We start from the raw sequence: 13,023 nt of genomic DNA, 5'->3' as shown, positions 1-13,023 counted from the left end.
CCCGCGGAGCGGGTCCCACAGCGCTGCGCGCTGTGCCAACGAACCGCTTCGCTTCGCTCAGCGGGAGGGCGCTTCGCGCCCTCGGGGCCGGCCCTTCGGGCCGGTGTCCTTCGCTTCGCTGCGGACTGTTCGGGGTTCCGCTTCGCTCCACCCCAGATTGCCCTGCTCCGCAGGCCCGGACCCCGTTTCACGGGGTCCGGGCCTGCGGCCCGTTGGGCGGGTCCGCTCCGCTCCCCCGCCCGGGTCCTTCCGGCTCCGCCTCCAGGACCAGCCCGCTCCGCGGGCGGCTGGCAGCAAGGGGGGTGCGCCGCCTGGGACTGGATCGGTGTTAGTGGTGGCGGTTAGGGTCCCTGATGACGGGGCTGGTTCCGGAGCATCCAGCACTGGAGACTCAACGGCAGTCCTCCCGGTCTGCGCGGGGGTGGTCACGGCCTAACCGGCGCCGGAAAACCAGGGCCTCTAAGCAAGCTTGCCAGACCGGCCCCGTCGCTCTAAGCAGCCTACGCATCATGCCTTCGATAGTCGGCCTGAAACCAGGATGCTTCAAAATTCTGTTCGGATCGGCTCTGGATCTGATGCCATGGTCCTCTCCGCTGACCGTGTGCTGTTGCAGCCCAGTGAAACCAGACGAGGGTGAGCACCGCACAGGGGGTATCGCTCGCCAACCAGTGCCAGCGGCGCGACCGGCTCGACACCGTGGGCCGACTCGTAACCGCCGTCCCGTCCCCGGCTGGGCTCGTCACCGGGCTGGGCGGGCAGCTGGCTGCTGGCCCGGCTGCCGAGGATGAAGAAGTACTTCACCGTCGGCGGCCGGGCCGCATCGGTTCAGCCCTGGAGCCACTTCCCCGCCTGCGGGCGCTCCAGCGCCTTCAGACGCCGCCAGGCATACACCCAGTCCTCCGTGCCCCGGATCCCGCACACCTGAAGGAACGTCCGGCACCACTCCAGCGAGGGGATCTTGCCGAGTTTGCGGACCCGCTCCACGTTCAAGGCGTCGCTGATCGTGGACCGCTTCAGCGCACCACCGCTTTCGATCTCCAGCTGGCGCATCGAGGGCGCCCCCGCCCACACATGCACCGCCCCGAGCATCTCCACGAAGTCCACGGGCGTGGAGATCAACAACGGGTCCGGCTTCCCCGCCTGCGATACCACCCGGGCCCCCATACGGCCGCCCGTAAGGCCACGCACCTCACGGCCGCGGTCCCGGACCACGGTGTCCTGGAGCTCGTAGCGGTGCTGGGCCAAGTGCCTGTTCTGGCTGCTCGCAGAGGGCTGGGGCGTCTGCCTCGGCAGGTCCGGATGCCGGTTGTCCCTAAGGGCCGCGAGCAGCAGAGCCCTCGCGCGCTCGCCCGGCTGCGCCGTTCCACTCTCGATTTCCTCGACCATGGCGATGGGCACACCCGCGCGGCGGGCGAGCTCCGGGACCGACAGCTCCCTCTGCTGCCGCTCCTGCCGCAGAGCAACCCCGAAGCCAGGCACTCGGGGGGACTCGAAAAATCGCTCCAGCGTAGTGAGCAGATGCTCACGAACCTCAGGGGGCGGCTTGACCCGCCCCTTCTCAATATCGTCAAGCCTTCGCGCGCTCATTCCCGCCGCAGCGGCGAACCGCGCGCGAGAAATGGCGAGGCGGTCACGTGCGGCGTGGAGCATGAGGCCGAAGACGGAGCTGCCCTCCTCCTCTGCCGCCGTCGCCGCCATCAGGCGTCACCGCCGCGCAGACGGAGCCCCGCGGCCACACGCAGAACCTTGAGGGACGCGAAGACACGCTCGCGCAGGACATCCACGAGGACCGCTGCGGCGACGGCTCCGACCACCTCGACGTGGTGACCGGCGGCCCACATCCAGCCCAGGAGCAGGATTACAGCGAGGACGCCCGCCACACGGGCCGTACTGGCGAGGCCGAAGGAACGGGGGACGGCGGGGGTGATCACGCACCCCTGGAAGGTCGGCGCGGGCGACTGGAGAACCCAGCCGCGCCCCGGGGCGTAAATCCACAGCATGAAGCCACTCCTGAAGAAGTGTGAGCCCGGACGGATGACACAAGGGGATTCGCAGTCCCCTACACACACCGACGGCGGCGAGTGCCCCACCAGCATGAAACACCCGCATCACCGTTATCAACCGACCTATGACGCACCCCAGTTGGCCACCAACAACCGGAAGCTCCTCCTCCACGGTTCGACTGTCCGGCGTGCCGATTCCAAAGCCCACGCGAGCGTCCGCCACTGTCTGCCAGCGTCCGAGAGCCCTTCCGCATACCTCTACCGAAAACGATTCAGCAGCGCGGACTCGCAACAACCACACAGGTCACGGCAGTGAATCCACCCGGCGGGTGTCCGGAAGCCTCCGGGAGCGTCCGAAGTCGTCCGAAGGCCCTATCCATGCGACCCCTACTACCTCATGGTTGTCCGAGAGTCGCTCCACAGCCCGGACGGCTTCACGGGGTCCCGTTCGCAGCGGACGACCCCACTGTCGTGACGCAGATCACAGATCTGCACCTGTGGCCCGTGTCTCTCGGACACGGGCCACAGGCATGTCATCAACCTCCTCCGCCCGCCGCTCGAGAAGCCGCTCCGGCCACCGCGGACCGGCTCAGCCCGGCACAGCTGACCGCGTTCGCCGAGCTCGGCGTCGACTGGGCCCGGCGACCGGGGCGGGTACCGTTCCAGACTCCACAGACCGCCCGTGTACGGTCCGTCCACGCCCGGGCGCCCCGCCGTCCGGGCACGGGAGCCTTCGCCGTCACCGCGTACGCCCTGCGCCCTTGGCCGGTGCGGCCTGCTGCCGGTGGGCGGGGACGGCGGCTTCCGTCGAGGCCGGCTGGCCGGGGGCCGCGGCGGCCAGGGTGGTAGTGGAACGGGAGCGGGCCGCCGTCGGGGAGACGCGGACTCGGGACTCGGGCGCGGCAGGCGCCGAGGGCGGTGTCGTCAGGGAGCGCAGGGCCGCATCCACGAGCCAGCCGACCGTGGTGGAGGTGGGGTCGTCCTTCCAGCTGGTGTCGGTCCCCAGGCGGGCCAGGTGCGCGGCGAGGAGGCCGGGGCCGCCTTGGTCGCGGATCTGGTTCATGCGGGCCGCGAGCAGGGGCCAGGGGCGGGAGCCGACCAGGAGAGCGACCTGCGTCTCGGGCAGCACGTCCTTGATGAGTCCGACGATCGTGGCGTGCCCGAGCGGCTTGACGCCGAGCTGTTCCAGCGCCTTCGCGCGGTCGCTGAGGTCCAGGTCCCGGGGCACGGTCAGCCCCTCGGTCAGCGGGCCCCAGGAGCGCTTCGCGTCCCGGCTCGCGGGCGGCGCCCACGGATCGACGGCCTCCCGCACCGGCGCCGCAGGAGCGGACGCGGCCGCTGCAGCGGCAGTGGGCGCGGTACCCGGCGCAGCGGCGGGTGCGGGCACACGGGCATCGGCCGGAACCAGAGCCGGAGCCGACGTGGGGGCCGAGGCGGCAGCGGGGCCGCCGCTGGCGCGGACGATCGCCGCGTCCGTGGCCTGCCGGTCGCCCATCAGGGCCCAGCCTCCTGCCTCGCGGGCATGGAAGAGGGCCAGGAGGCGGGGTGAGCCGAGGTGGCGAGCGGCGGCCTGGGCGCCCTGCGCGTTCGCGACGGCTTCACGGGGGGCGGCCCTGGGCTTTGGCCAGCAGGGACAGGCAGCCGAACGCGTGGGCTTCAAGGGCGCGGTCGTCGGCGATGCGGGCGGCGGCGAGGGCTTCGCCGTAGAGGGAGTGGGCGTCGGCGGGGCGGCCGGAGTCGTAGGAGAGCCAGCTTCGCACCCGGCCGCGGTCACCGGGTGGCCGCTGCCGCCTCCTGGCGGGCGAGGACATCGTTCGCGGAGGTCGTCCTGCCCGAGGATGGCGAGCATGTCCGCCAGCGGGCCGGCCAGGTCGGCGGCGGCCTCCGGGTCCTGCTTCCGGAGCCAGTGCCAGGAGGCATGGGCGTTGCGGGCCGTGCGCACCGTGTCGGCCTCGGGCCGGTACCGGGCGGCCTGGCAGCGCAGGGCGGTGGTGATGAGCAGTTCGGTGGTCCCGTGCCAGTCTCTGCGCTGGCAGAGGGTGAGCCAGGCGCGGGCGGTGAGCACGGTGACGGTGGCCGCGTCCTGGTCTCCGAACCAGCCCTTCAGGGCAACCTCCAGCTGGTAGGCGGCGGCAACGCAGCGGGCAGGTCCGCCGCGTGATGCGCTCACACCGCCCACTCGGCCGGAATGGATACGAGGGCCCTGGCCCGCTCGTTGGGGGCCAACGGAGAGGAACCTGCGGGTGGTGCGGAATGTTCCACGTACGCGGTATGGACGGGGTGTTTCGGCGACAGCGACCACGGTGAAGTGCCTCTGCTGCCGACGCAGGACAGCGTCGGCAGCAGGCGAGCAGACGCTAAGAGCTCCGCTCAGAAGGTCAGTCGAGGATGTCGGGGATCGGGTCGGTGTTGCTGCGCTGGAGGGCGTTCTTCGAGCCGGCGGCCGGGCCGAGGGCCCAGTCGGAGAGAGCCATGGAGTCCATGTAGCGCTCCTCGTCGTTCAGCAGGACCCCGATGATCGTCTTGCCGTTGCGGGTAACGGAAAAGACGAGGCACTTGCCGGCTGCGGTGGTGGTGCCGGTCTTGACGCCGAGCGCGCCCGGGACCGCGTAGCCGGTCGGACGCGGCTGGATCAGGAGGTTGGTGTTGCTCCAGCTGGCGACGGTGGCGGTGCCGCCGGTGCTGTACGTGGTGGTCTTCACCAGGGTCTGGAACAGGGAGTCCTTCATCGCGTGCTGGGTGAGCTTCGCGAGGTCGCGCGGGGTGGAGACGTTCTTGCCAGTCGACGAGATGCCGTCGAAGGAGTCGAAGACGGTGTTGGTCATGCCGAGTTCCTGCGCCTTAGCGTTCATCTTGGCGATGAAGTCTGCCGTGCGGGCCGCCATGGTCGTACCGGTACCGAGGGCGTCCGCCAGGGCGTACGAGGCGTCGCAGCCCGACGGCAGCATCATCCCGTACAGCAGCTGACGGATCGTCGGGGTCGCCCCGGCCTTCAGCTGGGCGGAGCTGGCGCCCTGTCGGTAGACGTAGTCCAGGTACTCCTGCTTGACGGTGACCTTCCGTTCGAGGTCGAGGCCCGGCAGGGTGGTGACCACCACAGCGGTCATGATCTTGGTGGTGCTGGCCATCGGGCGCTTGGTGTCGGCGTCCTTGGCCATGAGCGTGGTGCCGTTGGTGCCGTTGATGACGATCGCGCCGGCTGCGGTGAGGGTCGGTGCGGGCGCGGCCTGGGCGGGAGCCGTGGCCGTGAGCAGGGCACCGGTGGCGATGGTCACTGCGAGCGCACCCTTGGCGCGCCGCATCAGGTTGGAGATCACTTCTGTCCTTGATCGTGTTGAAGAACCCCGGACGGGAGACGCCGCAAAGCTGCTCCGTCCGGGGAAACGCATGCCGGATCGCGGCGTTGCTGTCAGCCGAAGCCGTCGTGATCCGGTGGGCGGGCGCCGCCGCACCGCAGCAGGTGTCCCTTCTGCGTGGACGGCGGGCCGCCGGGTCCTGGGTCAGAGCTGGACGCCTACGCCCTCGAAGGTGCCGTTGCCCCTGCCGCGGTGGAAGGACATCTTGTTGCCCTTCCAGCTGACGATGTCGAGCTTGCCGTCGCCGTCGACGTCACCGGTGACGATCTTCAGGTCCGTCCAGGTGCCGGCCGCGGCCAGACCGCCGGAGTCCAGCGTTCCGCCGGCGTTGCCGGTCCAGCGGACCAGGGCGCCGTTCTCCCAGACGCCGACGACGTCGTCACGGCCGTCGCCGTTGAAGTCACCGGTGCCGAGGATGATGACGTTCTGGAAGGAGGCGTCGGGCCAGATCTTCTTGCCGCCGCCGAAATCGAGCTGACCGTTGCTGCCGACCTTGTAGGCGTACAGGTCGCCGTTGGGCCGGGTGGCCAGGACGCCGTCCTTCGGGCTGGCAGGGTCGAGCTTGTAGCGGGTGAGGTGCTTGAGCTGCGCCCAGGTGGCGTTCTGCGGGCTGAGGGTGACGGTGGTTGCGAAGGTGCCGTCGCCCTTGCCGCCGTGCAGGAGGATGCGGTCGCTCTCCCAGACGGCAGCGATGTCGCGCTTGCCGTCGCCGTTGAAGTCACCGGCGAAGACCCGCTGGACCGTCTTCCACACACCCGGGGTTCCCACAGCCGTCGGGGTCGGCTCGAAAGTGCCCTCGGCGCGACCGCGGTAGACCTGGAGGGTGTCGTTCTTGTCAACGGCGACCAGGTCGGCCTTCCCGTCCCCGGTGAAGTCCGCCAGCGCACGGTGGTCGGTCAGGTTGCTGGTGTCGGGACCCGGCACGGTAACGCCGGCCTTGATCCACTGACTGAGGTCGTCGACTCGGACGGTGTAGGCGCCGACGGTGGGGTTGGCGGCGTCCAGGCAACCGGTCTGGCCGGAGCGGGCGGTGATGCCGACGAGGGCCAGCTTGCCGTCTTCTGTTCGGACGGCTGGGCCGCCTGCGTCGCCCTGGCAGATGGTGGCGTCGGCGGGGGCCTTGGGCGCGAGGAGCATTCCGGTGGCGTCGGAGGCACCCGTGGTGAAGGTCGCGGCGTGGAGCTTGGAGGGTACCCAGTCCGTCTTCGTACGGCCGAAGCCCGCGATGGTGATGTCCTGGCCAGCTGTCGGAGCGGCAGTGGACAGTGCGACCGGGGTGACGGTGGCAGCGGGCTTGTCCAGGCGGGCCAAGACAAGGTCGCGGTCAGCGCGGGGGACGAGTTCGACGATGTCCGTGGTGTGGCCGCCGGACGTGGTCAGGTCGGTGCGGCCGACAGTGACGGTCGTCTTCTCCTTGGGTGTGCCTGCCGTCACGGTGCTGGTGTCCGCGGGGTTGTCCGCGAGGCAGTGTTTCGCGGTGAGGACCCAGCGGGGGTCGACCAGGGTGGCGGTGCAGGACCGCTTCCCTTCGCCGATGGTGATCTTGCCGGTGAAGGCGAGGGTGGTGTCCCCGGTGGGTGCGGGCGGATTGGTGTTCTCGCTGGTGACGCGGAGCTCGATCAGGGTGGAATTGACGCGGTCCGAGGTTGCCTCGCCGTAGCCGGTGAAGTCGTTGGCGGGGGCGTCGATGACGGTCTTGGCGCCGTTGGTCTCGATGGTGGTCTTGACCGGGTAGGCCCCAGTCCAGATCCCGAACGCGGACGGCAGCTCAAGGGAGAGATAGGCAGGCTTCGCCTTGACGTCGAAGCAGTAGTCCTTCAGGCCACGGGTGTTGACCATCATGTCCTGAGTACCGTCACACGCCTGCAGCATCAGGTTGCCGTCACCGCGCTTGAGCGTGACACCCTTCTCCGCCTGGATGGCCGCCGCGCCGGGGTAGGAGAAGTCCTCAACCGCGTACGACATCGCGTCCACGCCCGGCAGGACAGTATCAGCGCTCGCCGGGGGTGCGGCGGCAAGCGCCAAGGCGGTCAGTGCGAGCGCTGACGGAACATTCACGATCAGATATCTGCGCGCGCGGGATATAGCCATCATGGACCTTCCATAAAGCAGGATGCGGGACACTCAAGGTCCCATGAAATTTCCCCAACAAGCTAATCACAAGCATGATCAAAATCCCGCCGAGTAATCGATGATCAACATCTCAAAAAAACATTGCACCGGCGTACAACCCTCGCCACTACTGACTAGTAGTCAGATAAGCGACCTCCGTCCACACCGGGAGGCGCCCCCCGACACACCCGCTCATGGCCGAGATCGTATGGCTGAAAGTGCAGGTCATCGAGCTAGAAAGACGTCGAGGCAGGGTGCAGAGGAGGTCGCTCGCGGCTGTACGATCTTCCGGACCGAGCCCCTCTCGAACGGCACGACAGGCAGCCTTCAGCCGCCTACACCACAACCCAAAATTCCGACCAGCCAATCTCCTTGGGTTAATTCCACGCCGTTCCGGAGGGTTTAAGTTCGATATTCCAAAGGGGGCGCCGCATGAGGCGGCGAATATCCTCCCGACCAATTAGTTCGGGAGCATTGAAAAGTTTTTCCGCACGCAACTTCGGCCTACGGGGGCTTCTAGCGGTCGGCCTGCTGTCCGGGCTGCTGGGTACGCCTGCGGCAGCAGCCGTGGAAGCCCCGCCCCTGCCGCCGCAGGAGGTGCGGGCGCAGATCGTCACCCTCTGGGAGACCGGCGGCCCGGGTATCAAGGAGGCCGCCGAGCAGGCGCTGCTGGGCGGGCCGGAGTCGATAAGGAAGTTCCTGGACGAGGCCGGGTCCATCGAGCATGACGACAACCGGGTCGATGCGGCCCGGATGGCCATGGCCGGCGGCCCCGGGGTCCGGCAGGCCGCCAAGGACGCCATGCGCGGCACGCCCGCCGCCTTGCAGACCTTCCTGCTGTACGGCTACGAGACTCCGCTGGATGACGACCGCAGGGTCGACATCGCACGGATCGTCACCTATGGCGGTCCCGGCGTCCGCGAGGCCGGCAAGGCGGCACTGCAGGGCACCTTCGCCGACCGCGAGGAGTTCCTGGACTCCGGCCAGTACGCTGCCCAGCAGGACGACAATCGGGTGGATGTCGCCCGGATGACGAACACCGGTGGCCCGAACGTCAAGGCGGCGGCGAAGGCCGCGCTGAAGGGCACGCCCGAGGACATCGTCGAGTTCCTTGAGGTCGGACAGTTCACCGCTCGCAGCCGCGACCAGGTGCACGCCTCGATCGAAGAGCTGACCGAGCAGGCCAAGCAGGCCGGCAAGCAGGCCGAGGGCGCGACCAAGCTCGCTGAGGAAGCCTCCGCCAAGGCCGTCACCGCGGCGGAGCTCGCCAAGAACGCGGCCCAGAACGCCGCCCGGGAAACCCAGGCTTCCAAGAACGACTCGCAGCGAGCTGCGGTGAAGGCCAAGCAGGCCGCCGACGCCGCACGGGCTGCGGCCTCTGCCGCGCAGGAGGCGATCGGTTCGGCTAACGCCGCCAACCGCGCTGCCCGGCGCGCCGCACTGGCCGCGGCCCAGACCGCGTCGGCGGCCGCCGCCGCTGCCGACGCGGCTAACCGGGCCTACAACGCGGCAATCGCCGCGGCCGGGAATGCCGGCCAGGCCGAAGGCGCCCGGGCCGCTGCCGCCACCGCGCGTGCCGCAGCCCAGTTCGCGCGCCAGTCCGCCGCCGCGGCGGACTCCGCAGGCAGGGCCTCTCAAGCTGCTGGTGTGGCGTCCAGCGCGGCCAAGGGCGCGGCGGCGAACGCCGACGCCGCAGCCTCTGCCGCCGAGGAGGCGAACGGATACGCGGACCAGGCCGGCGTCCACTCGGGTGAGGCGCGGCAGGCCGCGGGTGAGGCACGCCGTCACGCCAACGCCGCGCGTGCCGCCGCCGACCGCTCGTCCTCGTTGGCGAGCCGCTCGGCCAGTGCGGCCTACAGTGCGAGGGACTCCGCGAACTCCGCAGCCGCGCATGCAGAGAACGCCGCTGACTTCGCCGAGGAAGCCGCCCGCCAGGCCGGCAACGCCGCCACGTACGCGGACCGGGCCAAGAAGAACGCCGACGCAGCCAAGACCGCAGCGGAGACGGCCTCGGCCGCGGTGAAGAAGGCCAGGGAGGTCTTCGACCTCGCCAACGAGGCCGAGGCTGCCGACCTGGCCTCCCGTACCGAGGCCGCCATCGAGCGGGCCCGCTCGGCGAAGTCCGTCAGTGACCAGGCGATCTCCGCCTCTGCGGCCTTGCAGGTCCAGGCCCTGGGCCTGCAGGACACCGCCACCGCCCTGGCCCAGGAAGCGGCCCGACCCAATGTCGATGTCGTGGCCACGGCAAAGAAGGGCCGTGAACTGGCGATGCAGGCGATGAAGCTCCTGGGCCCCTGGCACCAGGAAGCCGCCGCCCGCGCGCTCGCCGGCACCGACCAGGACGTCCTGGACTACCTGCGCACCCGCTGGAAAGAGGCCGAGCAGCAGGACGTTCGCCAGCGTGTCCTGAACCTCAGCACCCAAAGCCCCTACGCCGGGGTACGCGCCGCAGCTGTCGAAGCCTTGAAGGGCGCGCCCGAGCAGATCCACGGCTTCTACACCACCGGCCAGTACGCCGCCGGCGCCGACGACATGAGGGTCGACGTCGCCCGGCTGACCAACACCGGTGGCCCCGGTGTCAGGGAAGGGGCCAAGGCGGCCCTCGCCGACGGCACCGGCAAAGCCCTCGGGACCTTCCTCCAGATCAGCCAGTACACGCACCGCCTTGACGACGAGAGGGTCATCGCCGCCCAGCTCGCCACTGCGGGCGGGGACGAGGCCAGGGCCGCCGCCAAGATCGCGATGGTCGGGCCTGCCGACCAGCTGCACGAGTTCGTCGCCACCGGCCAGTACATGGCCCAGCGCAAGGACGACCTCGCCGACCACCACAAGAACCAGATCGAAACGCTCCTCGCCGAAGGCGACGCGGTCGCGGCCAAGGCACAGGAGAACCGCTGGAAGGCCGCCGAAGCAGCCTTCAGGGCCAAGCAGGCCGCCGCGGAAGCCAACGACGCAGCCGTCCAGGCCCAGCAGTCCGCGAACCAGGCGGCCGGACACGCCGCCTCGGCGAAGTCCTCAGCCGACAAGGCCGCCGCCAGCGCCACCGCGGCCGCGAACTCCGCCGCCACGGCACGCGGCGCCGCCAACCGGGCCGAAGCCGACGCCTCCGCAGCGGAAGGCTCCGCCTCACAGGCCGAGTTCTCCGCCAGCTACGCCCGCCAGTCCGCCCACGACGCGAACAAGTCAGCAGACAGCGCCCGCGCCTCCGCGATCGCGGCCGGCAAGAGCAGCGAGGCCGCCGAGGCCGAAGCCCAGCAGGCCCGTGCCGCCTTCCTGATCATCCGCGAGCGGGAAGAAGCCGAAGCACGCCGCCAGGCCGAAGAAGAGCGGAAGCGGCAGCAGGCGAAGAAGCCCAAGAGGATCTGCACCCCGCATCCCACCCGCGAAACCATGGCCCCGATCATGGCGTGCGCAGCGGACCCGGAGAACTCCGAGATCCGCGCCGTGCCTGAGGACAATCCCACGATCCGCAACATCGTGTGGGAGCTCATGGGCATCAACGACATTGTTGACTGCTACAAGACCCCCACACTCTTCGGCTGCACGATGGCGGCTGCCGGCGTCCTACCGGTCGGCAGGCTGAAGCTGCTGACCAAGGTCGATGACGCGATCGACGGCATCCGGCACATGCGCGCGTTCCGGCGAGCCCCCGACTGCCTCAAGACAAAGGCCCCGCATAGCTTCCCCGCCGGCACCCAGGTATTGCTGGCTGACGGCACCCGCCGGGCCATCGAACATATCCAAGTCGGCGACCTCGTCACCGCCACCAACCCCACCACCGGGGCTACCGCCCCGCAGCCGGTCACCCAGACCATCACCACCCCCGACGACCGGGACTTCACCGACGTCACCTTGACCGACGGCTCCAGCCTGACCTCCACCGACCACCACCCGTACTGGGCAGAGAACCGCAAGCGCTGGGTCGACGCCGTCGACCTCCGCATCGGCGACGCGCTGCGCACGCCCGTCGGCACCGCGATCCAGATCGGCAAGACCAGCCACTGGAAGGGCCTCCAGCCCGCCTACGACCTCACCGTCGACAACACCCACACCTACTACGTCAGCACCGGCACTACCGACGTCCTCGTCCACAACACCGACGGCCCGCCCTGTCCCGCCTGGGTATCCGGCATCCAAGACCAGCTGCCTAAGTGGACCAGAACTAACGCAAGTAAAGCTGACAAGACTGTGGGACAGCTCCGCGCTCCGGACGGAACTCACTTCCCTAATATCCCGAAAGAGCTCCGCGAAGTAATCAGCGGGGAAGTCCTTCCGGACGGCAGTCCTGACCCTTGGTACATGAAGGCCAAGAAATTGATTTACACTTCGGATGCCGGTGACTTCAAGAGGCCCAGCAAAGTCATCCCAGGGTATCCGCCAGCATCGCACGTGGAAGGAAAATACGCGGCCTGGATGGCAGAAAACGGAATCAGCGAAGCGTCCGTCGTGATCAATAACAGCGAAGGTGTCTGCAATAAGGCTCTCAACTGCAGCATGGCGATCGAGGCGATCCTGCCCGACGGACACAAGCTGCACGTGTACTACCCTGGCGACAACTCGCCCAAGACACTGGTCGGCAAGAGAAAGAATCCGGTGCGATGATCTTGTTTATTCATGTCGATGAACCCCTCGTCCTTGCTGACGAGCCCGAGGCGCTCGAGGCGGTCAACCGTGTGCTGACGGAACGGATCAGCAGTCTCGGCTGCGATACCGCCTCCTTCCTCTACAGGGAGGAGACCAACCTGTCACGCACTGAAGCTTCACTTACCGTATCGGTGAACCACGAAAACGGATACGGCGGCCTTGCCTGGTTTGCCGACGGAAACACCGCCAAACGCTTGATGGATACCAAGGGCGAAGAGTTCGCTGATTCCATCTGGGTCTCCATGAACCCCACCCCCCCAGAGTTCGATCCGGAGATTCTTAGCGACCCCTGGGCGCCAACATACATTCATCGAATCAGCGCTCTCCCGATCCCGACGCTACGTGCAGCTTTGGAAGAATTCTGCAAGGCCGGGACCGGCGATCGACCGGAGTGCGTCAATTGGGTGGAGGGCAACTTTAATGGGACACTGCTCAATCCTCCCGTTGAATAGCTCAAATCCTGTGGCTTGAGTTAGATGCGGGGAGCCGCCTCGGTGGCGGTACCCCCGCACGCGTGTCTACCGCAATCAGAGTGCTGCGACCGCATAGGTTCACCGGGTTGCTCGTTGTGCTGGTTGGAAGCGATCTCGCTTCCAGCCAGCAGGTGAGGCGGGATGGCACCACCGGTCAAGGTCCGGAGGCTGACAGAGCAGGAGGGGCAGAAACTCCAGCAGATTGGCCGAACCTTGCCTGCCTGGGCTGCGATCTGCCGGTCGGAACGAGGATGGACGACTGCGGGTGCTGGCAGGTCGTCCGGCTCGTCCCGCAGGCGGTAGTGCGGCTGCACGGCCCGCCAGAACGGCCGATCATGGACTAGTGACCTGAGTCGGAGATTCACTGTTAGTCGGGCATGAGTCGTCCAGGTCCGAAGATTCCGCCGTTGTTGGTTACGGATGCCCAGCGTGCGG

The 13,023-nt window shown here is 68.5% G+C and carries 8 protein-coding genes; 2 read left to right on the top strand and 6 right to left on the bottom strand.

Annotated features, from left to right (window positions below; all coding sequences use genetic code 11):
- Positions 1-825: 825 nt before the first annotated feature.
- The 6 genes from ACZ514_RS32065 to ACZ514_RS32040 all read right to left on the bottom strand — a co-directional run bounded on the left by ACZ514_RS32065 (position 826) and on the right by ACZ514_RS32040 (position 7,324).
- On the bottom strand, positions 826-1,698 hold the full coding sequence (locus ACZ514_RS32065; RefSeq protein ID WP_469126319.1) for a helix-turn-helix domain-containing protein: 873 nt from the start codon (positions 1,696-1,698) through the stop codon (positions 826-828).
- Positions 1,698-2,000 (bottom strand): hypothetical protein, encoded by a 303-nt coding sequence (locus ACZ514_RS32060; protein WP_469126318.1) that lies wholly within the window; start codon positions 1,998-2,000, stop codon positions 1,698-1,700. Before ACZ514_RS32060 ends, ACZ514_RS32065 begins: the two co-directional genes overlap by 1 nt.
- A gap of 742 nt (positions 2,001-2,742) precedes the next feature.
- Positions 2,743-3,498, bottom strand: a complete 756-nt coding sequence (locus ACZ514_RS32055; protein ID WP_469126317.1) for a hypothetical protein — start codon at positions 3,496-3,498, stop codon at positions 2,743-2,745.
- 103 nt (positions 3,499-3,601) lie between these two features.
- Positions 3,602-3,763: a hypothetical protein gene (locus ACZ514_RS32050; RefSeq protein ID WP_469126316.1), complete on the bottom strand. Its 162-nt coding sequence runs from the start codon at positions 3,761-3,763 to the stop codon at positions 3,602-3,604.
- Between the two features lie 618 nt (positions 3,764-4,381).
- Positions 4,382-5,305: a D-alanyl-D-alanine carboxypeptidase family protein gene (locus tag ACZ514_RS32045; RefSeq protein ID WP_469126321.1), complete on the bottom strand. Its 924-nt coding sequence runs from the start codon at positions 5,303-5,305 to the stop codon at positions 4,382-4,384.
- 198 nt (positions 5,306-5,503) lie between these two features.
- Complete coding sequence (locus ACZ514_RS32040) at positions 5,504-7,324, bottom strand: FG-GAP-like repeat-containing protein (RefSeq protein ID WP_469126320.1); 1,821 nt, start codon at positions 7,322-7,324, stop codon at positions 5,504-5,506.
- Between the two features lie 714 nt (positions 7,325-8,038).
- Between ACZ514_RS32040 and ACZ514_RS32035 the strand changes: the two genes are divergently transcribed.
- A complete protein-coding gene (locus tag ACZ514_RS32035) occupies positions 8,039-12,073 on the top strand; it encodes a DddA-like double-stranded DNA deaminase toxin (protein WP_469126315.1) in 4,035 nt (1,344 codons plus the stop codon).
- Positions 12,070-12,567, top strand: a complete 498-nt coding sequence (locus tag ACZ514_RS32030) for an Imm1 family immunity protein (protein WP_388941191.1) — start codon at positions 12,070-12,072, stop codon at positions 12,565-12,567. The genes ACZ514_RS32035 and ACZ514_RS32030 overlap by 4 nt, the downstream gene beginning before the upstream one ends.
- The last annotated feature ends 456 nt before the right edge of the window (positions 12,568-13,023 follow it).

Source organism: Streptomyces sp. NPDC034086 (assembly GCF_055575515.1).
This window is presented reverse-complemented; position numbering and strand designations above follow the sequence as displayed.

What these genes read in the sequence shown, in the direction of transcription:
- ACZ514_RS32055 (WP_469126317.1), bottom strand. Translation starts at nt 3,498, where the DNA reads ATGGGCGACCGGCAGGCCACGGACGCGGCGATCGTCCGCGCCAGCGGC.
- ACZ514_RS32060 (WP_469126318.1), bottom strand. Translation starts at nt 2,000, where the DNA reads ATGCTGTGGATTTACGCCCCGGGGCGCGGCTGGGTTCTCCAGTCGCCC.
- ACZ514_RS32040 (WP_469126320.1), bottom strand. Translation starts at nt 7,324, where the DNA reads ATGTCGTACGCGGTTGAGGACTTCTCCTACCCCGGCGCGGCGGCCATC.
- ACZ514_RS32045 (WP_469126321.1), bottom strand. Translation starts at nt 5,305, where the DNA reads ATGCGGCGCGCCAAGGGTGCGCTCGCAGTGACCATCGCCACCGGTGCC.
- ACZ514_RS32030 (WP_388941191.1), top strand. Translation starts at nt 12,070, where the DNA reads ATGATCTTGTTTATTCATGTCGATGAACCCCTCGTCCTTGCTGACGAG.
- ACZ514_RS32065 (WP_469126319.1), bottom strand. Translation starts at nt 1,698, where the DNA reads ATGGCGGCGACGGCGGCAGAGGAGGAGGGCAGCTCCGTCTTCGGCCTC.